The organism is Bdellovibrio sp. HCB290 (genome assembly GCF_047305925.1).
Taxonomy (GTDB): Bacteria; Bdellovibrionota; Bdellovibrionia; order Bdellovibrionales; family Bdellovibrionaceae; genus Bdellovibrio.
In genome coordinates, this window is the sequence record NZ_CP178620.1 from 1998216 (window position 1) to 2023887 (window position 25672).

Sequence of the window (25672 nt, forward strand, 5' to 3'; positions counted from 1 at the left end):
TAAGCAATGCTGCAAAAAATTCAGCCCACCCAGACCTAGACTCAGGTTTTCATATCGAAAAGCCGATAAACAAGACAATGAGCACTTTAGAATGGTTTGAGCATTTTAAACATAAACTTCAAGGACTTACCGATACTCATACGGTTTCGGGATCGCCATTGAGCCTTTTGGCTTTTGCCTTGAAGGAAAACCACATCCAACCCGAAGAATATTTTCCTTGGGCGATGGCTCATTATAAACTACCTCGGCTTCAGGCAAGATTTTTTACAGAAACTCCTCCTCGCAAAGAAATGTACGCTAAGTGGGCGACGCATTACTTCTGGACGGCGGAGTGTCTGCCTGTGGCGGAGTGGGATGGCATTCTTGTAGTGGCATGTCTGCAACCGCCACAGGATTTCCCTTCAAACCCGGGCGCCGTATTCGTATTGGCTCCCCAGGATGTTTTGGAAACCTGCTGGAATTCCTGGCAGTCACAAACAAGCACTGCACAAACGGCTCCACCGAAAGCTGCGAAATCTGAATCCGAAATGCCGGAAGGTTTTGAAGTTTCTTTAAAGGCCCCTGCCGCTAAAAAATCCGGCGACAGCTTTTCATTTGATGATCTGGGTGACGTAGGCTCTTCTTCTGAAGAATCAAATCCTGAAATTGAAACGCATGAAGATGGTGCCGAGTCCTCTTCTGAGGAAATGGGTGGTTTGGAAGGTCTCTTTGACACTCCAAAAGTAAACCTGCAATCCATTGGTTCTGACGCCAATGCAGCACCAGCAATTCCGGAAGATACTCCGGTTGATGCAATTCTAAACTCTGCGACAGCTTCTGCTGAGCAAATCAAACAAACTTTCGAGCACACTGTGATGGAATCCCGTCCAAGTCTGGCTCGCATGGAACCGGTTATGGAAAAGCAAGGCGCAATCCCTGCTGGCCCACCTCCTCCACCGAAAGATGATTTGCCTGAATTGAGCGAAGACAGTTTTGGTAACAAGCCGATCACACCGATCGTGGCACGTCCTACAGGCGTTGCCAAACCAACAATGAATCCGGTTGCGAGCAGCAATTTCTCATTGGAAAAATTGAAAAAGAAAAACAGCACAGCGTTGCCTGATAAAATCAAACGTGCCCTTTCAGAAATGAAAGCACACTTTGAAAAATCCATGATTTTGACTCTGGACGAACAGGAATCCCAAGTGACAGCATTCGCCTGGGATGAAAACTTCCAGGACATCAAAGACACGTCTTTGCGCGTACCTTTGAAAACTCCAAGCATTTTTAATATCGTGGCTTCAACCCAAAAGCCTTTCCATGGTTATATTTCTTTGAATGAACTGAACGAAAAGTTCTTCGAACAATGGAACCAGGGTACAATCCCCGATCACGTCACCATCACTCCGATTGTGATGGAGGAAAAAATTGTGGGTATGCTAATGGGCTTTGCGGAAAAATCAGCTTACAACAAGGCCTCTTTAAGTCTTGCTGAAAAAGTATCCAGCGAATTCACCAAGGGCTTGCAAGCCGCTTAACGACCCTCTTCCCGCAGTTACTGAAAAAACGCCTTCCCATCATCGCCCGTCAAAAGGAAAATCCGCCATGCGAATTTCTTGGGAGTATCTCCTGTGGAGCTCTCGGACAATTGCTTCTTTTTAGAGGAGTTATTGTTCATAAATTTCCTCCTGTTGACTTTAATTTTACGCCTCCAGAGTGATTATGGAGAAAAAGACTTAAAGCCTTGAGGAAAAACAAAAACGACGTTACTGGAACACGTCAGTCCAGACTTGTTTACGACCTTAGAGGAGGCGGGAATTGATAATACGCTCGGATTCAATAGGACCTTTGGTAATACTCACTTCGACCCGTTGCCAGTTCAAAGGCAAATAGTCATAGTCCAAACGCTGAGCCCATTCAATGACGACCAGACCTTTTTTCGGAGCAAACAAGTCCCAGAATCCGGAGCTTTCCAAGTCGTCGTCGTCATTTAAACGATATAAATCCAGATGATCCATCGAACGGCCCTCAGCGTTTTCATAGCGTAGATGAATTGCAAAAGACGGTGACTGCACATCCTTCATTCCCAAAATCCCAGCGATAGCCTGCACCGAGGTGGTCTTACCCGCCCCGACATCCCCGCTTAATAGCAAAACACAGCGATCACTTAAGTGTGGCAAAAACATCTGCCAGAACGCTTTAAGTTCTGACAGCGAGTTAATGTGATGCTGGGAATTCAAGACAGTAGACATAAAGAATTACTTTAAGATCTTACGCATCTTACGCACAGATTCTTCCATGCCGTATTCAAGGGCGTAACACACCAGGGAGTGCCCAATGTTTACTTCCTGAAGATATGGAAGCTTATTGATTTCTTTAGAGTGAGCGAAATCCAATCCATGTCCGGCATGAACATTCAAACCAAGATAGTTTGCCCATTCCGCGGCATCCACCAGACGTTTCCACTCTTTGGTTTTCTTAGCACCCGTCAAATGAACCCATTTGCCAGTGTGAAACTCAACCGCATCGGCGCCCACTTCATAAGAAGCTTCAACTTGTTCGATGGAGGGCTCGATAAACATGGAAATTTCAATTCCCATGCGCTGAAGTTTTTCAACCATCGGAGCCATTTTTTTAAAGCCCTTTTTTACATCCAAACCACCTTCAGTGGTCAGCTCGGCACGCTTTTCAGGAACAAAGCAAACCCAGTCTGGACGGTACTTTTTCGCAAACGCCACCATCTGCGGTGTTGCTGCCATTTCCAAATTCAAAGGCACTGGGCATTCTTTGGAAAGAAGTTTTAAGTCAGCCAGCTGAATGTGACGACGGTCTTCACGCAAATGAATCGTGATTTGCTCCGCACCGCCCTTTACAGACTTTTTAACCATATCAAGAAGGTTCGGGTAAGCTGTCGTGCCACCACGAACCTGACGAAGAGTCGCGACGTGATCAACGTTCACGCCCAAACGAATTTTATGTTTCATTAGCTAAGCTCTTTTTCCAGAAACGCTGCGATTTCGTCAGCGTAGTGAGAGATTTCTGTTTTATCTTTTCCTTCAACCAACACGCGGATAACCGGCTCGGTTCCAGAGAAGCGGACAAACACACGGCCGTTGCCAGCGAGTTTCTTTTCGATGTGCGCGATCAAATCATGATAGCCCTTGATTTCATCAAGCTCCATGCGACGCTTTACACGCAGATTGATTAGAACCTGTGGCATATCATCAAATACACGGGCCAGATCGCTCATTTTTTTGTTCGTTTGTTTCATCACCGCAAGCACACTCAGTGCCGCAATACAGCCGTCTCCAGTTGTGGTGTGATCCAGGAAGATAATGTGACCGGACTGCTCCCCGCCCAGATTATAACCGTTCTTACGCATCTCTTCGACCACGTACTTGTCACCTACACCGACTTTAACAACTTTGATACCAGCGTCATTCATCGCTTTTTCAAGACCGAAGTTCGACATCTGTGTTGCTACCAGAGTATTGTTTTTCAGAAGACCGCGTTCTTTCATATGCAAAGCACTGATCGCTAGGATACGGTCACCATTCACGATCTGACCTTTTTCATCCACCATGATCACGCGATCCGCATCGCCATCCAGACTGATACCCACGTCAGCGCGGTATTGAACCACGGCTTCGGCAAGTTTCTGAGGATACAACGCGCCTACTTTATCATTGATGTTGATGCCATTCGGATCATCGCCCAAGACAATAACTTCTGCACCCAACTCCTGGAAAATCGAAGGAGCCACTTTGTAACTTGCGCCGTTCGCTGTATCCAGCACGATACGCATGCCATCCAGAGTGTATTCCAAGGGGAAAGTACTTTTACAATAAACGATGTAGCGACCTTGGGAGTCATCGATACGACGTGTGCGACCGATGTCTTTACTTGGCGGAAGAAGAGTATTTAAATCCTCTTCCAAAACCAGTCTTTCGATTTCGCGCTCCATCTCTTCAGAGATTTTAAAACCGTCAGCACCGAAGACTTTGATACCGTTGTCATGGAATGGGTTGTGAGAAGCCGAGATCACGATCCCCGCCACCGCACGCATGGTGCGAGTCAGGTAACCGATCCCTGGAGTTGGCAACGGTCCTACCAGTTGCACATGAACACCCATAGAGTTTAAGCCACTCGCCAGTGCTTGCTCGATCATATAACCGGAAAGACGCGTGTCTTTACCGATCACCACTTTACGAAGTGATGGATGAGCGTTGTATTTTTGTTTTTGCAGAATGTAACCGATCGCCTGACCGATTTTTACAACCATATCCGCTGTCATTGGGTACTGATTGGCAGTCCCGCGGATACCGTCCGTTCCAAAAAGTTTTGCTGATTTCTTTTCCACTTTACTGACCTTTTTGTTTGTCATCCACGTTGTCCTTTATTTCCAAAACTTCGGCCTGAATCTGATTCGGACGAACCCCCAGGATTTTCACCCCCAAAGGAACATCGATCTTATTCAGCGGAATATCGACATAAATGACACCCGTGCCCCGATGAGAGATATCAAGATTGATATTCTGAGACAAAGAGCTTTCCATAAACTTCTTCAAAGCAGCCCGGGGCCCTGAAACCTTTACCTTGATGTGGTCTGCAGTCTGCGCCACCACATGTGTCCCTTGAGCCACAGTCAGTTCGATATCCACGTTTTTGCTCAATACAAAATCGCGGCGACCCAAAATGGTCAACCACAGAATCAGGGATATAAACAGGGCTACAATCTTGTAACTGAAATTCTCGGTCACAGCATCCGACCAGCGACGTCTCATGACAGATCTCCTTGCTGCGAGAAGGCCTTGTATTTAAGTCCAAAGGTTTCATACAGAGCTTTACGGATATCCCCCAGCTCCACATTCGGGCTTAAATGCCCCCCTTGAACGATACCAATGGATTTATTTTCCTCGGAGACCACAAACACCAGGGCGTCTGTCTCCTCCGTTAAACCGATGGCAGCGCGATGACGCGTGCCTAGGTTTTTATCCAGCACTGGATTTTTGCTTAAAGGCAAAAAGCAGCCGGCAGAGTGAATTTTACCATTGCGAATCAACACAGCTCCATCATGCATCGGACTTTCCGGGTGAAAAATCGAAGTCAAAAGTTCAGAAGAAACTTTGGATTCCATTTCTGTGCCGAACTCGATGTGATAATCGATGACGATCTCACGCTCGACGACAACCAGGGCTCCAAAGCCCTTCTGAGCCGTCTGAATCACACCCTTGGCGATCTCTTCGATCACTTGAGTTTCCTGAATTGTCGAGGCATCAGAGAAGAAAGGGTTAGAACCAATATGCGCCAGAGCACGACGAATCTCGGCCTGGAACAAGACGACAACGATGACGAATAAATTTGAAAAGAATTTCTCGAGGATCCAATTGAAGGTGAAAAGCTCCAGCCAGATACTAAGAATGTATCCGATCGCCAAAACTCCCAATCCTGAGAGCATTTGAATTGTTCCCGTACGCTTGATCAAGACAAGAATACGATAAACAACCATCCATACCAACACCATGTCGATCGCATCCTGCACACGCAAGTGCTGAACGATAAAGATGAGGTTGTCTAAAAACTGTTGCAACATCCGGATGCCCAATCAAAAAAGTAATGGTGTTAAAGCACAAAAAGCTCCAGGTTTCCCTGGAGCTTTAAAAAGTCCGTTAGATTGTCACTGGCCCAGTGTTACCCACTGGATCAGAGCCCGAGGAGTCGTCTTTTTTACCGATCCCCTTAGCTTCTGCCAGAGCCAAGTTTGTATCACGACGGTTGTTTCTGTATTTTTCAATTTCAGAAACTGCCGCGCCGTTAATCATCATATCCACTTCATGACCATCAATTGTTTCGTACTCAAGCAAGGCTTGGGTCAAAGACTCAAGGGCTTGTTTGTTCTCTGTCAGGATACGAACCGCAGTGGTGTAACCTGTATTGATGATTTTTGAAACTTCCGCATCGATCTCTTCGGCTTTCGCTTCAGAGTATTCTTTGTGGGCTTGATGACCATATTGCATACCCAGGAACACTTCGCCGCCTGATTTCTCAAACGCCAAAGGACCCAGTTTCGACATACCCCATTCGCACACCATGCGGCGGGCGATAGAAGTAGCGCGCTCGATATCGTTACCAGCGCCAGTCGTGACATCTTTAAAGATCACTTCCTCTGCGGCACGACCGCCGAACAAGAAGGCAATCATGTTCTCTGCCGTAGATTTAGACAACGACACAGATTCTTTTTCTGGAAGAGTCTGAGTCACACCCAAAGCCATACCACGAGGGATGATCGTCACCTTATGGATTGGATCCAGGCCAGGAAGTTTTTTATTCACCAGCGTATGACCTGCTTCGTGATAAGCCGTGACCTTTTTATCTTCTTCAGAGATCACCATGGATTTTCTTTCAGAACCCATGATCACTTTGTCTTTGGCTTTTTCGAAGTCTTCCATCTCAAGATATTTTTTATCATTACGAGCAGCCACAAGAGCTGCTTCATTTACCAGATTCTCAAGGTCTGCACCCGAGAAGCCCGGAGTACCACGAGCGATTTTAGATGTATCAACGTCAGGACCCAGTGGAGTCTTGCGCGTATGAACACCCAGGATTTGCTCACGGCCTTTAAGGTCAGGCTTATTCACAACCACGCGGCGGTCGAAACGACCTGGGCGCAGAAGCGCAGGATCCAGAACGTCAGGACGATTTGTCGCTGCGATCATGATCACACCTTCAGAAGATTCAAAGCCGTCCATTTCCACTAGCAATTGATTCAGAGTTTGCTCACGCTCGTCATGGCCACCACCCATGCCGGCACCACGATGGCGACCTACGGCATCGATCTCGTCGATAAAGATCAAGCACGGAGCATTTTTCTTACCTTGTTCAAATAAGTCACGGACACGGGAAGCACCCACACCCACGAACATCTCAACGAAGTCAGAACCGGAAATTGTAAAGAACGGCACACCCGCTTCACCCGCAACCGCGCGCGCCAGCAAGGTCTTACCTGTACCCGGAGAACCCACCAAAAGAACACCCTTTGGAATACGGCCGCCCAGTTTTGTATACTTCTTAGGATCTTTCAGGAAGCTTACGATCTCCTGAAGATCATCTTTAGCTTCATCCACACCCGCAACTTCTTTGAACGTCACACGGTTTTTGTGCTCAGTTAAAAGACGCGCACGGGATTTACCGAAAGACATCGCCTTACCACCGCCGACTTGAATCTGGCGCATGATAAACAGGAACATCGCCACGATCAAAATCAATGGCAACCAGTTCACGATGAATGACTGAAAGAATCCGCCGTTATCAGCACGTTCGTAATTTGGCGTGATGCCGTTGGATTCCAGAAATTTGAAACCTTCATCCTGGGTATTACCCACGATTTGGAAATGAGTCCCGTTGTACTTTTTCTCGAACTCCGGTTTCATTTCGCCCAGGATCTCACTGGATTCCTGACGGAAAGTAACGGTTGCGACTTCCTTCGCTTTCACCGCCTCGGTGAATTTCGAATAATTAAATTCACCAATTAGTTTTTGATGCTTGCTCTCGTAGGCTTGAAATAGAAACACAGCCATGATGATTAGGAAAAACCATAGAGCCAGCGTTTTCTGAGTAGATCGCATTTCGATTCCTTTCGCTCACTTCGTCCGTCATTAGAACGATTCAGATAGAACCACTTAAGACTAACAGAAGCCTCGAGCTATTTAAAGAAACTTTGGCAGCTCATTTCAGGACTCGACCTTGATTTGCTCTGCGTTAATTTCCCAATGACAGCCACTAACCTTAAAGGTGAGCACTTTCTGAGATTTGTCCAGGCGCTTTTGTATTTCTTCGAGCTGAGATTGCGAAAAATCTCGTTTTCCCAGTGAGAACAAGTACTGGGCCAACAACCTTCTTTGCTCAAAGGGAGTTAACGTCAGATAAAATGCCCGAGACAGGCCCTGAATGTTCTGTGACTTATAAGCCTCATTTTGACCCAATAGATCTGCGCCAGGCTTATGCTCCGCCGATTGCAGTTCCTGAGCAAGGATCTCCAGCGAGCGCGCCAGACTGTTCACGGCACCTTTTTGTCGTTTCTCGAGGGATTTTAACCAATCCTCACGGATCCAGTTTCGAAATGGGTCCAGTAACTTATTCGAGGGATCCTCAAAGGCACGAAGTTTTTCTGCGCGCAGATATTTACGCAGCTCGACTTTAGGTGTCTCAAGAAAAGGCCTGAACACTCCACCGCTGAAGTAAGACATCGCAACCAAACCTTGGCCACCCGTTCCACGAACGATTCGCATAAGACGTGTTTCCAGCAGGTCGTCGGCATGATGCCCCGTCGCAAGCACTTCGAATTTTTCATCGCGCTGCAGGCGAGTGAGCGCCTCATAACGCTGCTCCCGATATTGTGCCTCTGATTTAGCCAGAGCTTTGGATTTTAAAATATAAAACGGTACATCCAATTTTTTGCAGAGTTTTTCACAAAACGCCTGAGCTTCGCTGCGATACTCCTGATTTTTATCATCACCATGATGAAAATAACAGGCACCCAGATTTTCCCCTGGCAACAACTTTTTCAGCACTGCCACCAAGGCCACAGAATCCGCACCACCAGACAACGCCACTAATATTTTTTTATCCTGCAATTCAAATTTTTTAAGCAATTTCCAAACCTGATGATCCAGGTCCTGCTTCGTACGGGGTTTGGTGGTCAATCTCTTCACTGAATCGCTCCGACACCAACTGTTTTTACATTTACAAATTCCATGATTCCAAAATGCCCCAGCTCACGACCATACCCGGACTCTTTCACACCACCAAACGGAACTCGTGGGTCGGACTTGACGAAGTCATTCACCACCACAAAACCCGCTTCCATTTCTTTTTCAATAAATTCTTTACCCTTCTGGATATCGCGAGTGAAAATCCCCCCACCCAAGCCAAACGGCGCAGAATTGGCAATCTCCATCGCCTCCTGAGCGTCTTTAGCCACAAACACCAGCGCCACAGGACCGAAGACTTCCTCGTGGTGAACTGCAGAGTTATTTTTTTCAAACAACACCAGGCTGGCAGGATAAAATGCACCGGGACCTTGCGGAGCTGTGCCGCCCATCAGAACTTTTCCACCCCAGCTTTTCAATTTTTCCACTTGGGTGATAATGGTTTCCTGAAAACGCTTACTGGCCAGCGGTGCCAGCGGCAGCGCTTTCATTTCGCGCTCCATGGCGTTTAAAAACTCAGTCAGATTTTTTTGAACCACGATAAAGCGTTTGCCAGCCACACAGCTCTGCCCACAATTTTGCAGACGGGTTTTTGCACAGGTCTTTGCTGCCAGCGCAATATCCGCGTCCTCGAGAACAATGTAGGCATCACTGCCCCCCAACTCCAGAACAATTTTTTTCAAATTTTTAGCAGCCGTAGTTGCGACAGAGCGCCCCCCTTCGGTGCTGCCGGTAAAGGTCACTCCCCGCACCATGGGATGCGCGATGATTTTTTCCGCCACTGCGTGATCCGCCTGGCAGTTTCTTAGAAGCACCATATTCGGTGTCAGGTCTTTAAAGATTTTTCCAACTTTTTCAGCGACACCCGCAGTTAGGTCCGCGTGCTTTAAGACAATCACATTTCCGGCCATCAATGCCGGCGCGGCAAACCGAATCACCTGCCACAACGGAAAGTTCCACGGCATGATACTGAACACGACACCCAAAGGTTGAAAACTGACTTCGGCAGATTGATAGGGGGAACCGCTGCTTTGATTGCGAAGCATGCCGGGAGCTTCCTTGGCATAGTACTCACAAGTAACGGCGCATTTTTCAACTTCAGCTTTGCCTTCAGGGATTAGTTTCCCCATCTCCAGATTCATCTGCAAAGCCAGATCATCGCTGTGTTTACGTAGACTTGCGGCAAGATTGTTAAGGACTTTCGAGCGCTCAGTAAAACTGAATTTGCGCCATTGATCGAAATCTTTTTTCGCATCCAGGATCATAAGCTCTGCCTGATCCCAGGTGACATGTTCGAATTTTTTAAGCAGTTCACCCGTGGTGGGATTGACTGTAGAAAAGGAGCTCACAAACACCTCCTTAACCAGTCAAACACAGGAATCAGATTGTTGTAAACACCTGATAAAATGACACGGCAGTTCCGACCATGAACACGGACGTCATCACCGTCCACGCCATAATTTTGTAGCCCTTGCCAAGTTGCATGGCTCTATGAGCATAGGGTCTTTCCGAGGCTAAAAGAGGAATTGGTGCAACCACTGAATGAATCAGCTGGCGGCAGCAAAAACAAAACAACAAAACCGATATGAATGTCAGAATTTCTGTTTCCATCATGACACTCTTATCGGTTTGATTTTTCTCAACTTGAGACGGATTTTAGTCTAGGCTTCGTCGGACTTAGCGTGTTTGCCGGAATCCTTTTTGATGATGTCGATCTCGGCCGTGATTTTGAATTTATGCGTCTCTGCGAACTTAGAGAATTCCTTCACGAAATCGATTTTTTGAATGATCCCCACGACCTCTTTAGTCACGCGCTGGGTGATTTCATCTTTGGATTTATTCGCTCCTTGAATCAGAAGATTCAGAGCCTCTTTGGGCAGCTTCAGCTCGGAAAGATAGGATCTTAATCCCTCTTCACTCATGAAAGCGGCGGAAACTCCGGCAGTAAAGACCTTCTTGACGGTATCGCCCAGCAGACCTTTTAAATCCGGAGATTCTTTTTCATCTTTTTTAGAGCCTGAATCAGACGCCATACACCTGCTTCACCCGTTTGTGGTAGGAGCTCATCATATTAGGCAGATTCACACTGACCAATGCGTTGGCAATCGGGCCCGGAACAAACATGTTAAATGTTGCTTCCACCGTGTATGTCGCGCGGGTTTTTCCGGCTTCATCCTGAAGTTTCCAGGAACCTACTGAGGTTTTAAACATATCACCTGAAGCGAACTCCCAAGTGATGCTGTTTGGTGCTGATTCAGTCATCCACAGGGAATATTTAAACGTCTTAACCACAGAGACATTGTATTCAACAAGCTTGCGGTTGCCTTCAGTTTTAATAACTTTGCATTGTTTCACTTCTGCCAAAAACTCATGGTACTTTTCATAATCAGAAATGATTTTAAAGAATTGTTCGGGAGTACAATTAAAAACTTCTGTCGTAGATGCTTTTGCCATATGCAAACACTGTGACTTTCAGATCACAGACAGTCAACGCTAGCCTAGACCATAGGTAAACCAAGCCTTATGTTACATCGCTTTAATGCTGCGTTCATCGATAGGACTTAACTGGACAAGGTTGTAAATTTTAAATAAGACAAGGCCCCATGAGTCAGGAGTCCAGATCAGTGAAATCCAAAATTCTTATCGTCGATGACGAAAAAGATCTGCGTGACCTTATTTCTTACTTTCTAACCAAAGCGGACTATGAAGTTGCTTTGGCCGAAAACGGCTCCGATGGGTTTGAAAAAATTCAGAATTGGAAACCCAATTTGATCATCAGTGATATCCGCATGCCTGTTTGTGATGGTTTTGAACTTTTAAAAAAGATCAGCGCAAGCCCCGAGCACACCACCCCTGTGATGTTTATTTCAGGCTATGTGGGTGGTGACGAAGACGAGCTTCGCAAAAATCCAAATTGTGTGGGGTTTATTCTAAAGCCTGTAAATCGAACCGAACTTTTGGATATGGTAAAGCACGCCCTGGTGTCTTGATTTTATTTGGGAAGCCGAATCACAAAACAAGTATTAGGTCTTTCACTATCAACAAAAAGCTGTCCATGATGGGCTTCGATCAGGCCACGCGAAATACTAAGTCCCAAGCCTGTCCCTTTGCCAATTTCCTTGGTCGTATAAAAGGGTCTGAATATCTCCGCTTGAATCTCCGGTTGAATTCCCAAACCGCTGTCGGTAATACGGATTTCGACTTGCTCTCCCAAATCCTGAAGACCGATTTCAATCCACTTTACTGGCTGCTCGCGAATAGCTTCGAAAGAATTGTTTAAAAGATTCAACAAAACCTGCGATATCTGCACTGAGCGACAGTTGATTACCAGGTCCGTTGGTGGCGGCAGACGCAAATCCACATTGTTAAGCTTAAACTTTTCATAACAAAGTGACATCGTATTATCGATCAACATTTGCAATGATGTCGGCTCCATCGGATCCTTCGTCCCATCGCGGGCAAAGGTTCTTAAGCCACGCACGATGGCTGCAATGCGATTAGTGGTGGATTGAACTTTCTGAATCGATTCCTTCATCAAATCCTTGTCGATGATTTCTTCCTCCAGAATTTCCAACTGTTGTTCGGCCGAAAGAAGGATCACGTTCAGAGGTGTATTGATCTCGTGGGCTATACCACCAGCCATCTCCCCCAACGAGGCAAGCTTGGCAGAGTATTCAGCCCGGGACTTTTGATTTAACAATTCATCCTGAGTGGTTTTAAGCTGCTGAATGGCTGAAGTTAAATTTTGTTTTTCGATATTCAGCGCTTCTTCCGTTTCATAACGGGTGACCATACTATGATAAAATTCCCGCGAATTACCATAAACATAAACCACAAAGGTAAACACGAAAATAGTCCAAACACCGTATGGCAAATCCCCTTGGTGCGTGGAGAAAGCCAAAAACATCCCCGGTACAATTCCGACCATAACCAGAAAATAAATCGAGATGCGCGGCTTTAATGCCAGTGACGTTGCTGATCCCGCCATAATGGCGCTGACGATAAATGAGGTGACAAAGATTTTGGAGTCAGGGTTCTGTGGATCCCAAAAACCCAGAGTGCACAATATCCCCATGCATGTTGTACTGATTACGATGACCAGCGAATGCAGATTCGCCCAGCGATACATCGTCTCGAGGCCGCCCCGGCTGATTTTTACAGCTAAGAACAAGCGAGTGGTGCTGCAAATAATTGCGAGACTTGCGGCCACCCGGTCCAACAGTAAAAACTCGGGCGATGTGGAAATCGGCTTTAGCAAGAGAATTGCAAAAACCACAGTGAATCCCACGGCGGCAGCCTTACTGCGCCGGCAGAAATCCAAACTGATATTATCCATAACCACAGGACTTAAAACTTTCATGTCATACAACCGTACCAGTCGCATTTCTAGAAGTCACTCTGGGAGCATTTTAATTGCGAAGATATTGTAGTTTTCTTGTTTAGGTTGGATTGTACGCAGATGAAAAATAAGAATGCACAACACGAGTGTTGCGCATTCCTATTCGAGCTTCAGAATCTGTATTTTACTCTAACTTACTTTTCAGTGTGTTTGAGTTTTTCCAGTTCTTCCACCCTTATGACCGCTTTTTGGCTGATTCACTTCGCTTTCACGTAGTGTTTCAGTGTTGGCGGCATATTTTGAATTTGAACTATCGGATTCTCTAACGTGGCTCGAACCAACCTCACGCTCTCGGCGTGGAGTCACTCGCCCCTCCGTTTCCCGAATCTCAGCACCCTCATCTGCGGGCAGCTCAGAAGCCTGAAACTTTTTATGAGTGTCTTCTGAAAAGCGTGGCGGCGCATCTGACTTCGGCGTATTTCTCGCGCTACTTCTTTGAGGCGTTTCTTTGTTAGGCATCTCAGCCCTCCTTCGAAAATCTCAATCGGGTTACATAGAAAATAGTACGCGCAAGGCCCCGTAAAAACCATGGACCGAAGGCGCAATTTAAATTTCGATTTTAGAAAGAAGAGCCCCGAAAGGCCGGGAAAAAAGCACTAACGTCGTGCGATCATTTTTTAAAATTGAATAAAGCATCCGCAGCAGCACGAAGCTTCGCGGCCTGATCTTCCTGACCGGCTCCACCTTTTCTTGGGGTGAAGTAATCACAAAAGTTGGCACGATCTTTTTCTCGCACCACATCGGCCTGGGTTTCACGGCATTCGTTGTAAACTTTGGGGTCATAGAAGTCACAGTTTTTACAAACGTGCACATCAGCGCGACAGTGAGGACATTCCTCACGTCGCCCGATATGTCCACTGAAGGACAATTCTTTTTTGCAGCTAAAACAAAAAAGTTGCACGTTCATGACTTAGGACTTCTTATTTTTCTTCCAGGTGAAATCATGGAACGACTCGATGGTACGGATGGTACCGGTTGCCGAACGCATCACAATCGAGTGGCTTTTTGCTTTTCCATCGGGAAGAAAGCGCACGCCTTTAAGCAACGAACCATCTGTGATACCGGTTGCTACAAACATCACTGAACCACTTGCAAGCTCGTCACAGGTGAATTTCTTATCAAGGTCTTTAAGACCCATTTTTGAAGCACGAGCTTTTTCTTCTTCATTTCTCCATTTAAGGCGTCCTTGGAAGTCACCACCCAGGCATTGCATCGCTGCCGCCGAGATCACACCTTCTGGTGCGCCCCCGATACCGATTAGCAAATCGATACCAGAATCAGGCCAAGCCGCAGAAACCGCTGCTGAAACGTCGCCGTCCCCGATCAACTGGATGCGCGCACCTGTTTTACGAACTTCATCAATCAATTCTTTATGACGAGGGCGGTTCAGGATCACAACTGTCATGTCGCTGACTTCTTTACCCAAGGCTTTCGCAACCGCCTGTACGTTTTCAGTCGGAGACTTATCGATATCGATTTTACCTTTTGCTCCTGGACCACAAGCGATTTTATCCATGTAAGTGTCAGGCGCATGCAGGAACTTGCCTTTTTCAGCAACCGCGATGACAGAGATAGAACCAGGTCCACCTGTCGCACAAATAGTTGTGCCTTCCAATGGATCCAAAGCGATATCCAATGCAGGAGCATCATCTGTCTTTGTTCCTACTTTTTCACCGATATAAAGCATAGGAGCTTCATCACGCTCCCCTTCACCGATAACCACAGTGCCGTCCATGCGAAGAACGTCAAAAGCTTTTCTCATGGCATCCACGGCTGCAGCATCTGCTGCTTTCTCATCGCCTCGACCCATCCAACGAGCGGATTCCAGGGCTGCTGCTTCGGTCACGCGTACAAATTCTAAAGCCAGGTTTCTGTCCATGATTCTTTCTCCACTGTGGCCTTGATTTCGGCCGGTAATCTCATAAGTTTTAAATCTTTATCCAAGGCCACGTGCACAGTTTGGGCAACCGAACATGTGCTGTTGCCTCGCCCACGCATACGGTACTGAAAGATCAGTCGAGTCCCCTGAACGCGTGCCTGCACTTCAATTTCCAGGTCATCCCCGAAAAAGGTGGGCTTTAGGTGTTTCACCTGTGTTTCATACACCGCAAAGTAACTGGCAGATTCCGGCTTTTGATAGTCAATCATACCCTTGGAAATGGCCCACGCCACCCGCGCTTCTTCGTAAAAACGCAGGTAATTGCTGTGGTGGACAATCCCCATCAGGTCTGTTTCATAAAACTGCACTTTGTGGCGATGAATAAACATTGATTATTTCTAGACTAAATTGTTAGTTTAAGTCTACGCATTAATTTTTTGGAGAACGCATGGCAGTCACTGAGTGGCAAAAGAAGCTTCCTATGAGAATCACCATAAGTCGCATTTTTATGGTGCCTCTTGTGGTCGGCGCCATGTACCCCGACAAACTTGTTTGGAATATCATCGCAGCATTGCTTTTCATGCTCGCATCCATAACTGACTATTTTGATGGCTACTATGCCCGCAAATACAATGCTGTCAGCAATTTCGGCAAGTTCATGGACCCCATCGCTGACAAAATTTTAGTCACCAGCATCCTGGCCATGCTTTTGGCATTGGGTAAAATTGATGCCTGGATGGTGATCATCATCCTGGCTAGGGACAATTTTATCGGGGGTATTCGCTCGGTTGCCGCAGCAGATCAAATCATTATTGACGCGAAGCCAGCTGGAAAATGGAAGACCGCCATGCAGATGGTGGCCATTCCCTGTGTAATTATTGGAAACGTGGACCAATATATCCCCTATTTGGACAAAGTTGGGTACGCAGTCTTGTGGGTTAGCGTCATTTTGAGTATAACCAGCGGCATTGAATACTATGTGGGTTACTTAAAGAGCAAAAAAGGCTCCTAGGAACATATGCTTTTACACCTTTCGCCAAGCAATTGGTTTTTCATTTTCCTGGCGCTGCTGCTTAGCAGCTACCTGAAAATAGCTTCTGCAAAAACGCAGAAGCCGGTGTTTTTCGCCTCTGCTTCTGTTTCCCGCTTCCTTCCAACAATCCGTTAAAATCAAAACATGAATGCCGTGATATTTAATTTCACGTAGGGGCTTGTTCCCAATCCGACCGCATTGCTTGGGTTGGGCTCATAGTTTTCAGCGGAAAAATAACGGCGATCGAAAGCATAGCCAGCTTCAGCCTCAAACATAAAAGTTTTTGAAAGTGGTGATTTAAAACCCAGGAACAATCGCTTTTCATCATAGAACAAGCGATCCTGACGGTTCTCCCGACCAAAAATATAATATGTCGACTGCGAGAAATCGAGCCCCAAGGCAACCTTCATTGGGCCCGCAATGGAATAGTCCACTGACGATTTTATCACCCAGGGAATCAAGGTGAAAAAGTTTAACGACCAGCGATCGACAAACTCCCAATAGATTTGCGCAAATGGCGCCCCGAACGTTCCACGGAAAGTTTTCGAGGGAGTGTACATATAAGCAAAGCCCGGAATCGGGATGTTATTTAGGATGGGACGATTGTTCGAGTAGTTCACCAGATAAATCCACGTGGCAGTTTCATCCACCGGATTCACATAAAAGTAGTTTGCACCGATGGTGTTCACACTAGGATCTTTGAATGGTTTGTCGCTGGCTGAACCAAAATTGACGTTCGCCGCCCAATATTTCTTTTCATTAATCATGCGACTGTAGGTCACCCCTACATCCACCTGATAAAGATCCGGCATGATGCTATTTTGATCAGGGTAAAGATCCAACCAATTTCCCAGCGTGGTGATCGCCCAGGCTTCCTCGTCTGTTTTGTAAACTGGCACAGTTGCGATCACGGTGCCACGATTCATACTGGCATTTTCACTGCTATCTTTCAGACTGGTCTCTGGCTGTATCGAGCCTGAATAAGATAACACACCTTTTTGCTTGCTAGGCGGAGCCATAGCAGAAAACAGCTGTGCCTGGGCAAGGACCGGAAAAACTAATGTCAGCGACAAAACTAATTTTGATACTCTATTCATTTAAAAATCCTGCAATCCTAAAATCTCTTTACAAATATCCATCTGCCGATCCATCTCAGCGACGGCTTTTTGCAAACGCAACATCTCGCGCTCATCCACTTCAGCTTCCATCGCTGCGACTACGATCGGATGCTTTTTAAGCCAGGCCCCTTGTTTGGAGGCATAATTCTCAGGAACGCCGGAGCGAAACGCCGCTAATCGAGCATTTCCATCACGCAAATACTCCACAATGAACTTTAAAGTTTCAAAGGTGAGCAATTTGCGATGTGCTTTAAGTCTTGAAGAGAATCCAACCTGTCTAATACGCATTACAGCCATGATACCTGTCTTGCCGAACAACGCAAGCATCTGACAATGTCGCGCACTATTTTGCGTTGAAATAAGATTAACAAACCAAAGCTTCTTTACACCCTATAACAATCCACCTAACCTAATGTTGATCGATTGAAAGGATGCAAATGAACAACGATAAAGAGATGAATTACAAAGCATGGATCGCCGTTTTGATTCTGGGTGGGTTACTTTGGATCACTCCCCCGCCCGAGGGATTAACTGCAAACGCATGGCAACTGTTCGCTATTTTTATCTCTGCCATCTTTGGTATCGTCATCAAGGCTGCCACGATGGGAAGCATTTCGATGATTTCCATCGCCCTGGTGGCAGCCCTACAATTGCGTGCTCCGGGCGATATGTCGCAATCGGTAAAGCTTGCCTTAAGTGGTTTTGGCAACGGCACCATCTGGATGATCACCATTGCCTTCTTCATCTCCCGCGGGTTTATTAAAACCGGGCTAGGACGACGAGTGGCATATTGGTTCATTGTTAAGCTGGGAAAATCCCCACTGGGTATTGCTTACGGACTGGCGTTTTCCGATTTGGTTTTAGCTCCGGCCACTCCAAGTAACACCGCCCGCGCCGGTGGTATTTTGATGCCCATAATGAAATCCATTGCGATTGGCTTTGGATCTGATCCTGCGGACCCGAAAACTCATCGTCGCATGGGTGCATATCTGACTTTGAATTCGTATTATGCAAACTTGCTGGGTGCAGCGATGTTCATCACCGGAACTGCTTCAAACTCCATGTGCCAAAAGTTTGCGAAAGACCTGGGAGTTGAAATTTCCTGGGGCGGCTGGGCCATGGCAGCGATCGTTCCTGGAATTGTGTGTTTGCTTCTGACTCCGTGGTTATTATTTAAAATCTATCCACCGGAATTGAAAGACACCAAAGCAGTTCAACAAGATACGAAGAAGAAACTTACGGATCTGGGAGCCATCACTCGCAATGAGTGGTTGATGGTGGTCGCTTTCGTCATGCTTCTGGTGATGTGGATTTTTGGTCCGCAGTTAAAAATCGATGCCACCGTTGGCGCGATGATTGGTTTGGGCTTCTTGCTTCTAAGCGGAGTTCTTACCTGGGAAGATGTGAAAGGCGAAAAAGGCGCCTGGGATACGATGGTGTGGTTCTCGGCCCTGGTCATGATGGCTGAAGGATTAAATCAACTGGGCTTCGTAAGCTGGTTTAGTGCGATCGTCAAAGCCGAGTTGGGACACTTGCCGTGGTACTGGGCATTCCCTGCGGTGATTTTGGTTTACTTCTATACCCGTTATCTTTTTGCGAGTGCTACGGCCCACGTAGCTGCGATGTATTCTGCGATGCTGGCAGTAGGTATCGCTGTCGGAATTGAAGGAAAGCTTTTGGCATTGATGCTGGGCTTTACCGGCTCACTCTCTGGCGTGTTGACTCACTATGCGCATGGACCGGCTCCAATTTTATATGGTGTGGGTTATGTGGATCTGAAAGACTGGTGGAGAATCGGATTTATTTTCTCCGTCGTTTATCTATTGATCTTCATGGGTCTTGGCGCCGCTTGGTGGAAGATCCTGGGTATTTACTAACGAAACTCTAATCAGGTAACCTCTTCAGCCTCTGATTCCCAGAGCTCCTCTTTCAGGAGCTCTGTTTCTTTAAGCCCCAGTTCCTTCATATAATCCCGGACCAGTTCTATTTTCAGTTTCCTCGAGGATGTTTCACTCATCTGTAAAGTTTGAATAATCTCCTCCAAGCGGGAACTGGGAATGGTCTGTTTACCTGAAAGGATCCGTGAGACAAAGCTGGGATTGACCGACAGGTCTTTGGCAAAACTGCGGAGCGAATATTTAGGATTCAGAGACTGCCTATGCCCCAAGGCTGCTCTTAAAATTAGATGGACTCGACTCACGTACTTTTCCTCTTCAGTGCCACTTTGCGCCATGCAAAGATCGCAAAGGGTGAAAAGCAATTCGTGTACCAAAAAAAGTGGAGGCGTTTGGTTACTGTTGCAAATTCAGGCAACAGTAAAAAAAAGAAAACCCGGGACATCTCTGTACCGGGTTTATTAAATTCAAAATTGGTTTTTTATCAATCGCTTAGCGACCGGTACCGTGTGGAGGTTGATCACCAGAACCACCAGAAGAACCACCACCGGCGTATGCACTTTGGCCTGCGCCAATAACTAAAACAGAAGCGATAAGTAGTGCAATAAACAGTTTCATTATTCGTTCTCCAATAAAGTATCTACTGCGGTAAACGCAAAAACCGGGATATTTCCTTTTGCTTCCGGCTTCTCAAGCAATTTCACGCGCTCTTTAAAAGCACGCTGCTCGATCATAATCCATTCACGATATGTCTCTTCGCTGACGTTTTCGAAGTATATAGACATAAAGTTTGCGAAATTGACGTCGGAATTATCCGGCTTCAAAAATCGCTCTGTCAGTCTCAACCCGACTGATTTAATAGTCGTGGAAGAAAATGGTGCTCTCACCTCACCTTGACCATAAAGTCCATTCCCGAGGGGTCGGAGAACTTTAAGGTCTAACATGCGTTCGAGCACGCTGAGACCATAAGAACCGAATCTCTGTTGAACGAAACTGGCGTCGAAAGGGCGTGTTTCAGACAAAACGTAAAGCTCTGTGAAACAAGGATCTTTTTGCAAATCTGCTTCAAGATCAAAACTGAAGCGATGAAGAGGCGAAGACTTTAATTGAGGATCTGTTTTCTCAAGCTTTTCGCGAACCAACGGAGGCGTTTTTTCGACCAAGTGGTTTAAATCACTTGTTTCCATTAAGCAGGAGTACAGCTTGTAAAGAGTGCTATAATTAGGATTGTGAGTTTTTTCTCGCAATCTATTCAGGGTCTTTACGTGGATCCGGGACTTCGTCGCTAACATGTTCAGACCCTTTTTAGGGTCCTTAAAACGCAACAAGTAAGCTTCAATATCCTGGGACACCTGGTCCGGAATTGTGCTTACAGCAGGTTTAAGTTCGGCGCTTTGAATCTCCATTGATCCCCTTCAATTGATGGCTTTCACTATCTCAGGAAGGGGTACAATGCAACGAGACAAACAATTCTGGGACTTAGCGTTAAGCCCCAGAATCCTTCCTACTGCAATTAGTGGCAGTTTGGAACAGACAATTGCTTGTTGAACAAGAATTTTTCGTAACCGTTCTTAGTAGCAAGAACTTTGGAAACTTTAGCAGTTACAGTCAAAGCGTAAGAACCAGATACTACTTTGTCTGCGCAAGTGCGGTGTTTACCGTTAACATTCCAGTCACATTCCCAAGCAGTGCGAGTGTAGTTGATTGGAGTAGTAAGGTATTTAGAACCTTTGTAGATTTCTTTACGTTGGTTTTTACCGATAGTGATAACATCGTATTGAGCTACTGGTTTTTTAGTACGTAGGTTAGCGCCATCAACACACACGAAAGTGTAGTCAATTGCAGAACCCATGAATACTGTGCCAGCTTCGATTTTGATTGTTGGATCGTTCTCAAGAACTTCCCAAGAAGTGTCTGCAGTGTGAGCCATTGCAGTAGAACCAGCCAATAGAGCGATCATTGCTACGAATTTTTTCATTTTATTCCCCTTTTAGGTAATAAGTGTTTTTGTTTTTAAAACTAAACCGTTTCGAATGAGACGGTGTTTCCGCTTTTTTCCGGGGAATGTAAATTTGAAATAAAGAGGCTTATTTCAATTCTTGGACAGGCCCTGCTTTGTCCGGACAAAGCCTGGACAAACCATTCTTTGTCCCGCTTTTGCCCCCAATTTTGAGCCGCCCCGCTCCATCTAATTGATAATTTTTTGAGAATTTGGATGCCATAAACACTGTAGCGTTTTATATGCGATGCTTCTGTACGTCTTGGAAAAAGGGGATTGCTGTGCTTCCTGAGTTCTTAAAAAAACATCTTACCGCGAAAAAGCTACTCGTCACTCTGGGCGTACTTGCGATCAATTGCTTTCTTATATTTTCATTGGTCACGCGCCAGGCCCCCATGGTCCTAGAAGACATCCTGGCTTTGATCCTGTTCAACGGAATGTATTTTGGATTCTATATCCTAAGAAGATTTGGTGTAGGCAAAGGCGACTAAATCTGGCGGAATATATAAACAGATATTGCGACGAAACTTAAAAGAATAACCAGCAAAACAACATAGACCGGATTCTTCTGAAGCTCCTCTTGTGCACGCTTTCGAGCCTCCTCACTGTTTCCACCTCCAGGATAGACGTAATCTTTATTCCCAGAACCACAGTCAGGGCAAATTTCATCCAAACCCAAAATTTCCTTCTTACATTGCAGACATTGAATCAGCATCGCGACAACCTTTAGCAATAAACTATATTAACTTTATTTACCATCTTTAGGCTAAGATTCATTATTAAACTTAAAGGAAACGTATCACAACATTTCACTGGTGATAGTGACTCCATCCCCCAAATAGGGAACGCTCACTCATCGGATTTGCAACAGAAGTCCGCAGCAGATCCAAAAAACAGCAGACATGAAGATCGCCCACGACCTCCACACCAGAGGTTTGTATTGGCGCGTGCAAAGTAAAACTGAGGCCAGATAAACCGCCGCTGGTACCAATGACAAACCGAAGGCAAGTACAACGAACACTTGCGTATATGTATCTAATGTAAAGTTTTTTAGCTGAAAAAAGAATGGGAACGGAACTATGACAAAGTTCCCCAGCCATACCCAGGCACTGGCCGTAAGCGCTTCTTTAAAACTTTTTCTTGTTTCAATGACAACCATACCAAGAGCATACAGTTAAACATTTCTTTGTCACGCACAGGATGATTGAGCAGGCCCTCGAAAGGGCCCACTTATTAATTAACTAATTCGGTGTCGGAGAAGGCGTCGGTGGATTTGGTTTCGGTGGACGTGGCTTCGGGAATGGCCACTTAGGGTGCCACTGACATCTTGTTACTTTATTGTAAATCAAAGAGCGTGACGAAGGACCATCACTCACGCGACCGACGTCACTGACTCTCATTCTGACGGAGCTTAGCAATTCAAGTTCCTGATCTGCTTTCGTTTGCAGGTGGTAGTTGATGAATCCATAGGCTCTGACGTCATCACCATTTTTTGGGCCACTTTCGTAGGCAGTAAAGGAGCCTTTTCTTCTTTCACATCTAAAAGGTCCACATTTTCTAAAAGACATAGCTTCAGTTTCATCTTGTGAAATAGCGATACAAGATCTTGTCGAACGATGCTCCCAGAATCCTGCAAAGCCTTGCACTGGCGCAGGAGCTCCGGCGCAATCGCCATTCAAGTTGCTTGTAGTCAACCAAGGATCTACCTGTGCTGAAGCAACTTTTCCTCTGATGGCATCACCTCGACCATCACTATTAAAAATAGCATTGCGTGGACCGGATGCTGCCCCCCACCAGTTACATTTTGCATTAAGAGCCGGAAGAGAAGTTCCCCCTTCGACATACATCCCAGCAACTGCATAACCTGCGATGTGGTTGCGATTGATTTTAAGATCTAAATTGGTACCTGCACCCATATCTTGAATATAAATGCCGTATTTATTTCCCCGCTCCAGTTGATTGCCAGTTACAACAACCCCACGGTTTCCACCCCAAAGACCGATGGCAGTGCTTTCTTTACCACCAATCGGAGTTCCCATATTTTCAATCTTATTATTCGCGATTCGCACATTGCGAGTATTGATTAAATAGATCGCACGCCCGCCATTTCTAAAAGTGTTGCCGGAAATACTCAAACTCTCCATCGCACTGACTGAGTTCGTAATATTAATAGCGATATCTGTGCTTTTATTTCCTTCAAATGTGTTGTTTTGAAGAACAATATTTCGCATTTGTCCTCCAGCGGTTTCATCTGTGTATATGCCATATCCGTAATAACTAGGATCTCCATTATTGTTATTCGAGATTACGTTATTCACGATGGTTGTATTAACGCCTCCCAGATTAATTCCTGTTGTATTATTGGTGATGGTATTGCTATTAAGAGTGGTGCCATCGACACCTGGGCGAATCCACACCCCATAACTTGCGGCATCCCGAATCGTCAGACCTTCCAAAGTCACATTGCTACCCGAAATCATCACCCCCGTCATCGTACTGATAACAGCATTTTGACCTCGAATCGTAAGTGCTTTATTAACGTCAATCTGCTCACTAATACTGTATGTACCGGCTGACATTTCAATAATATCACCGGGCGAGCTGGCTGCAATGGCGTCATTCAGAGTCATGCAACCACCGCCACTGGAGCACGGAGCAATATTTATTGTAGCGGCGAAAGCCGAGCTTGTTAGTAAAACGGCTGACAATAGAATCGGAACCTTAAACATCATGAATTCTCCTGTTGTTGTTTGTTTGCGAGACTTTGCAGATCATCATTGGTTGATCTTTTTCACGTCAAACCACTAACAAACTATTGTTTAATTACATTGGTTTCGTGGAATCTAGTGGAATTATTCTCATACAATTGATCCATTTTATACACGAGCTCTGGCGCACGGCTTGCTAGAAGAATCTTTCGCAGGCTTTAAGTAGGTCTATTTCTTGCCCTCCGCGAGAAGAGCCATTTTGAAGCCCATATGTAAAATCCTTTTACATAGATCTGTGCGGGAGTATTCGATGTGCCAGCTGCTAGGAATGAACTGTAACGTACCCACAGATATATGCTTTTCCTTTACAGGCTTCAAAGCCCGTGGCGGAAGAACAGACGTACATCAGGATGGTTGGGGCATTGCTTTCTTTGAAGGCAAGGGAGTTCGTCAGTTTTTAGATCCATTGCCTTCTGCTCACTCCCCGATTGCCGAGCTGGTTCGAAATTATCCAATCAAATCTACTAACGTCATCGCTCATATTCGCAAGGCCACCCAAGGAGTCGTTTCCTTAGAGAACACTCACCCCTTTATGCGTGAGCTTTGGGGCACATACTGGGTCTTTGCTCATAATGGCAATATTCTTAACTTCGATCCTGTATTAGACGGAACCTTCAGACCCGTCGGATCCACTGACAGTGAAAAAGCTTTTTGCTGGATCATGCAGGGGCTGCAAGGTAAATTTGGTGACGTGTTTCCTTCTCAGGAAGAACTCTTCTCGACGATTCATGAACTGACATTACAGATTTGCCCCCACGGCGAGTTCAATTTTCTGTTAACCAATGGGGATTATTTGTTTGCCCATGCCTCAACGAATTTAACTTACATAGTTCGCCAGGCTCCATTCCCAACTGCGGAGCTTAAGGATGAGGATCTTAAGGTAGATTTTAATTCTTTAACGACGCCACTGGATCGTGTTGCCATCATTGCCACCACGCCTTTGACCAACAATGAAAAGTGGACTCCCATGAAACCAGGGAGTCTGTGGATTTTCCGTGATGGAAATGTGCTGGATAGCCGCGATACTATCTCTGGCCCAGCAGAAAAAATAAATCGAACCATTCAGACGTCTACATGTAAGTAGACTTTAAATCCTACGATGTCTATTTATAGGTAGACGTTTACAGCGTGAAAGAATGGCTGTCTTCAGATCGGCGCTCAAACCTGGTATTGCTCTTAAACTGCAGGACTACACCCTCAGAAGAAATCACTAGTGAGCCTGCCATTGCCTCCAGAGGGAAGCTTGGCAGATAATCCATAAACTCCTCGGGACGCGCCTCCATGGGCTCGTCGTCTGCAGCATATTTATAGTCTTCAAAGGTCTCTTTAATTAGTCCCACCACGTACTCCTTGATAGGCAAAGCGTCGCCTAATCACTCAATTAGTATTTACATATTACTTACACACCATCAAGCAATATGTACATTATATGTAAACGCATGGCGCAAAACTAGACCTCAACGGTTTAAATGTGATTTTGCAGATGGGTCCGAGTTCCTTGCAGATTTGGTTTTAAAGCGGGATTTTTAGATTCAGGAGGAGTAGCCATGTTGATCGATCCCTTGAAGTCATGGAATGAAGGCTTATCGAAACGGAACCTTATCGAATTTGTTAAACGCGTGACCGATCCCCGTTCATTGGACTTCGTAAAGCCGGAAGAGCGCATCGCCGTTTTTGATAATGATGGGACCCTTTGGTGCGAAAAGCCCATGCCTGTTCAAGCCGACTTTATGTTGCGTGGAATTGCCGAGATGGTGAAGAAAGATCCATCGCTGATCAAGCATTCCTGAAATCGACGTTGTCAGCCTGACAAATCCGGAAGGCAGTGGACGCGATCGTCCTTTTTATGATCATTGGGACCAGTTTGATATGGTAATGAGGATCAAAAAAGAGG

The 25672-nt window shown here is 45.9% G+C and carries 32 protein-coding genes; 7 read left to right on the forward strand and 25 right to left on the reverse strand.

Going from position 1 to position 25672, the window contains the following annotated elements; genetic code table 11:
* Positions 1-77 precede the first annotated feature (77 nt).
* Positions 78-1517, forward strand: coding sequence for a hypothetical protein (locus ACLVWU_RS09900; RefSeq protein WP_413574528.1), 1440 nt, complete (start codon positions 78-80; stop codon positions 1515-1517).
* Between the two features lie 17 nt (positions 1518-1534).
* On the opposite strand, the gene ACLVWU_RS09905 is transcribed toward ACLVWU_RS09900, so the two are convergent.
* The 12 genes from ACLVWU_RS09905 to ACLVWU_RS09960 form a co-directional block, all read right to left on the reverse strand.
* Positions 1535-1657 carry a hypothetical protein gene (locus tag ACLVWU_RS09905; RefSeq protein WP_413574529.1) on the reverse strand — a complete coding sequence of 41 codons (123 nt, stop codon included), beginning with the start codon at positions 1655-1657 and terminating at the stop codon, positions 1535-1537.
* A gap of 124 nt (positions 1658-1781) precedes the next feature.
* Positions 1782-2231 (reverse strand): tRNA (adenosine(37)-N6)-threonylcarbamoyltransferase complex ATPase subunit type 1 TsaE, encoded by a 450-nt coding sequence (gene tsaE, locus ACLVWU_RS09910; protein WP_413574530.1) that lies wholly within the window; start codon positions 2229-2231, stop codon positions 1782-1784.
* A gap of 6 nt (positions 2232-2237) precedes the next feature.
* Entirely contained in the window at positions 2238-2963 is a 726-nt protein-coding gene (locus ACLVWU_RS09915) for a pyridoxine 5'-phosphate synthase (protein WP_413574531.1), read from the reverse strand.
* A complete protein-coding gene (gene glmM / locus ACLVWU_RS09920) occupies positions 2963-4363 on the reverse strand; it encodes a phosphoglucosamine mutase (RefSeq protein WP_413574532.1) in 1401 nt (466 codons plus the stop codon). The genes ACLVWU_RS09915 and glmM overlap by 1 nt, the downstream gene beginning before the upstream one ends.
* Positions 4341-4763, reverse strand: a complete 423-nt coding sequence (locus ACLVWU_RS09925) for a hypothetical protein (RefSeq protein WP_413574533.1) — start codon at positions 4761-4763, stop codon at positions 4341-4343. Before ACLVWU_RS09925 ends, glmM begins: the two co-directional genes overlap by 23 nt.
* A complete protein-coding gene (gene cdaA / locus ACLVWU_RS09930) occupies positions 4760-5572 on the reverse strand; it encodes a diadenylate cyclase CdaA (protein WP_413574534.1) in 813 nt (270 codons plus the stop codon). The genes ACLVWU_RS09925 and cdaA overlap by 4 nt, the downstream gene beginning before the upstream one ends.
* Before the next feature lie 76 nt (positions 5573-5648).
* The gene (gene ftsH, locus ACLVWU_RS09935; RefSeq protein WP_413574535.1) at positions 5649-7604 is read right to left on the reverse strand and encodes an ATP-dependent zinc metalloprotease FtsH; all 1956 of its coding nucleotides are present in this window, start codon (positions 7602-7604) and stop codon (positions 5649-5651) included.
* A 105-nt stretch (positions 7605-7709) separates the two neighbouring features.
* The gene (gene tilS / locus ACLVWU_RS09940) at positions 7710-8690 is read right to left on the reverse strand and encodes a tRNA lysidine(34) synthetase TilS (RefSeq protein WP_413574536.1); all 981 of its coding nucleotides are present in this window, start codon (positions 8688-8690) and stop codon (positions 7710-7712) included.
* On the reverse strand, positions 8687-10036 hold the full coding sequence (locus ACLVWU_RS09945) for an aldehyde dehydrogenase family protein (RefSeq protein WP_413574537.1): 1350 nt from the start codon (positions 10034-10036) through the stop codon (positions 8687-8689). Before ACLVWU_RS09945 ends, tilS begins: the two co-directional genes overlap by 4 nt.
* Before the next feature lie 31 nt (positions 10037-10067).
* Entirely contained in the window at positions 10068-10301 is a 234-nt protein-coding gene (locus ACLVWU_RS09950) for a hypothetical protein (protein ID WP_413574538.1), read from the reverse strand.
* Between the two features lie 47 nt (positions 10302-10348).
* A complete protein-coding gene (locus ACLVWU_RS09955; protein ID WP_413574539.1) occupies positions 10349-10720 on the reverse strand; it encodes a hypothetical protein in 372 nt (123 codons plus the stop codon).
* A complete protein-coding gene (locus ACLVWU_RS09960) occupies positions 10710-11141 on the reverse strand; it encodes a type II toxin-antitoxin system RatA family toxin (RefSeq protein ID WP_413574540.1) in 432 nt (143 codons plus the stop codon). Before ACLVWU_RS09960 ends, ACLVWU_RS09955 begins: the two co-directional genes overlap by 11 nt.
* A gap of 170 nt (positions 11142-11311) precedes the next feature.
* On the opposite strand from ACLVWU_RS09960, the gene ACLVWU_RS09965 reads away from it, so the two are divergent.
* A complete protein-coding gene (locus ACLVWU_RS09965) occupies positions 11312-11677 on the forward strand; it encodes a response regulator (RefSeq protein WP_413574541.1) in 366 nt (121 codons plus the stop codon).
* A 2-nt stretch (positions 11678-11679) separates the two neighbouring features.
* Here ACLVWU_RS09965 and ACLVWU_RS09970 read toward each other — a convergent pair whose 3' ends face one another.
* From ACLVWU_RS09970 to ACLVWU_RS09990, 5 genes are all read right to left on the reverse strand, one after another.
* Positions 11680-13071 (reverse strand): sensor histidine kinase, encoded by a 1392-nt coding sequence (locus ACLVWU_RS09970; RefSeq protein ID WP_413574542.1) that lies wholly within the window; start codon positions 13069-13071, stop codon positions 11680-11682.
* A gap of 156 nt (positions 13072-13227) precedes the next feature.
* The gene (locus tag ACLVWU_RS09975) at positions 13228-13545 is read right to left on the reverse strand and encodes a hypothetical protein (protein ID WP_413574543.1); all 318 of its coding nucleotides are present in this window, start codon (positions 13543-13545) and stop codon (positions 13228-13230) included.
* Positions 13546-13696: 151 nt separating this feature from the next.
* Entirely contained in the window at positions 13697-13993 is a 297-nt protein-coding gene (locus ACLVWU_RS09980; RefSeq protein ID WP_413574544.1) for a hypothetical protein, read from the reverse strand.
* Positions 13994-13996: 3 nt separating this feature from the next.
* The gene (gene glpX / locus ACLVWU_RS09985; RefSeq protein WP_413574546.1) at positions 13997-14965 is read right to left on the reverse strand and encodes a class II fructose-bisphosphatase; all 969 of its coding nucleotides are present in this window, start codon (positions 14963-14965) and stop codon (positions 13997-13999) included.
* Positions 14944-15354 (reverse strand): acyl-CoA thioesterase, encoded by a 411-nt coding sequence (locus tag ACLVWU_RS09990; RefSeq protein WP_413574548.1) that lies wholly within the window; start codon positions 15352-15354, stop codon positions 14944-14946. The genes glpX and ACLVWU_RS09990 overlap by 22 nt, the downstream gene beginning before the upstream one ends.
* A gap of 59 nt (positions 15355-15413) precedes the next feature.
* On the opposite strand from ACLVWU_RS09990, the gene pgsA reads away from it, so the two are divergent.
* Positions 15414-15977 (forward strand): CDP-diacylglycerol--glycerol-3-phosphate 3-phosphatidyltransferase, encoded by a 564-nt coding sequence (gene pgsA / locus ACLVWU_RS09995; protein WP_413574549.1) that lies wholly within the window; start codon positions 15414-15416, stop codon positions 15975-15977.
* A 158-nt stretch (positions 15978-16135) separates the two neighbouring features.
* Here pgsA and ACLVWU_RS10000 read toward each other — a convergent pair whose 3' ends face one another.
* Both ACLVWU_RS10000 and ACLVWU_RS10005 read right to left on the reverse strand, forming a co-directional pair.
* Entirely contained in the window at positions 16136-17095 is a 960-nt protein-coding gene (locus ACLVWU_RS10000; protein ID WP_413574550.1) for a hypothetical protein, read from the reverse strand.
* A complete protein-coding gene (locus tag ACLVWU_RS10005; protein ID WP_413574551.1) occupies positions 17096-17413 on the reverse strand; it encodes a hypothetical protein in 318 nt (105 codons plus the stop codon). It abuts the gene before it with no gap.
* A gap of 140 nt (positions 17414-17553) precedes the next feature.
* Between ACLVWU_RS10005 and ACLVWU_RS10010 the strand changes: the two genes are divergently transcribed.
* Positions 17554-18993, forward strand: a complete 1440-nt coding sequence (locus tag ACLVWU_RS10010; RefSeq protein ID WP_413574552.1) for an anion permease — start codon at positions 17554-17556, stop codon at positions 18991-18993.
* Between the two features lie 11 nt (positions 18994-19004).
* On the opposite strand, the gene ACLVWU_RS10015 is transcribed toward ACLVWU_RS10010, so the two are convergent.
* The 4 genes from ACLVWU_RS10015 to ACLVWU_RS10030 all read right to left on the reverse strand — a co-directional run bounded on the left by ACLVWU_RS10015 (position 19005) and on the right by ACLVWU_RS10030 (position 20989).
* Positions 19005-19349 carry a hypothetical protein gene (locus tag ACLVWU_RS10015; protein ID WP_413574553.1) on the reverse strand — a complete coding sequence of 115 codons (345 nt, stop codon included), beginning with the start codon at positions 19347-19349 and terminating at the stop codon, positions 19005-19007.
* Between the two features lie 154 nt (positions 19350-19503).
* Entirely contained in the window at positions 19504-19629 is a 126-nt protein-coding gene (locus tag ACLVWU_RS10020) for a hypothetical protein (protein WP_413574554.1), read from the reverse strand.
* The gene (locus tag ACLVWU_RS10025; protein ID WP_413574555.1) at positions 19629-20417 is read right to left on the reverse strand and encodes a hypothetical protein; all 789 of its coding nucleotides are present in this window, start codon (positions 20415-20417) and stop codon (positions 19629-19631) included. Before ACLVWU_RS10025 ends, ACLVWU_RS10020 begins: the two co-directional genes overlap by 1 nt.
* Positions 20418-20524: 107 nt before the next feature.
* Positions 20525-20989 carry a hypothetical protein gene (locus tag ACLVWU_RS10030; RefSeq protein WP_413574556.1) on the reverse strand — a complete coding sequence of 155 codons (465 nt, stop codon included), beginning with the start codon at positions 20987-20989 and terminating at the stop codon, positions 20525-20527.
* Between the two features lie 302 nt (positions 20990-21291).
* Here ACLVWU_RS10030 and ACLVWU_RS10035 point away from each other — a divergent pair, with 302 nt between their 5' ends.
* Positions 21292-21501, forward strand: coding sequence for a hypothetical protein (locus ACLVWU_RS10035; protein ID WP_413574557.1), 210 nt, complete (start codon positions 21292-21294; stop codon positions 21499-21501).
* Positions 21502-22251: 750 nt separating this feature from the next.
* On the opposite strand, the gene ACLVWU_RS10040 is transcribed toward ACLVWU_RS10035, so the two are convergent.
* A complete protein-coding gene (locus ACLVWU_RS10040) occupies positions 22252-23742 on the reverse strand; it encodes a nitrous oxide reductase family maturation protein NosD (protein ID WP_413574558.1) in 1491 nt (496 codons plus the stop codon).
* A gap of 286 nt (positions 23743-24028) precedes the next feature.
* Between ACLVWU_RS10040 and ACLVWU_RS10045 the strand changes: the two genes are divergently transcribed.
* The gene (locus ACLVWU_RS10045; protein ID WP_413574559.1) at positions 24029-24862 is read left to right on the forward strand and encodes a class II glutamine amidotransferase; all 834 of its coding nucleotides are present in this window, start codon (positions 24029-24031) and stop codon (positions 24860-24862) included.
* A 37-nt stretch (positions 24863-24899) separates the two neighbouring features.
* On the opposite strand, the gene ACLVWU_RS10050 is transcribed toward ACLVWU_RS10045, so the two are convergent.
* A complete protein-coding gene (locus ACLVWU_RS10050; RefSeq protein ID WP_413574560.1) occupies positions 24900-25118 on the reverse strand; it encodes a hypothetical protein in 219 nt (72 codons plus the stop codon).
* 207 nt (positions 25119-25325) lie between these two features.
* Here ACLVWU_RS10050 and ACLVWU_RS10055 point away from each other — a divergent pair, with 207 nt between their 5' ends.
* Positions 25326-25568, forward strand: coding sequence for a hypothetical protein (locus ACLVWU_RS10055; RefSeq protein WP_413574561.1), 243 nt, complete (start codon positions 25326-25328; stop codon positions 25566-25568).
* Positions 25569-25672 lie beyond the last annotated feature (104 nt).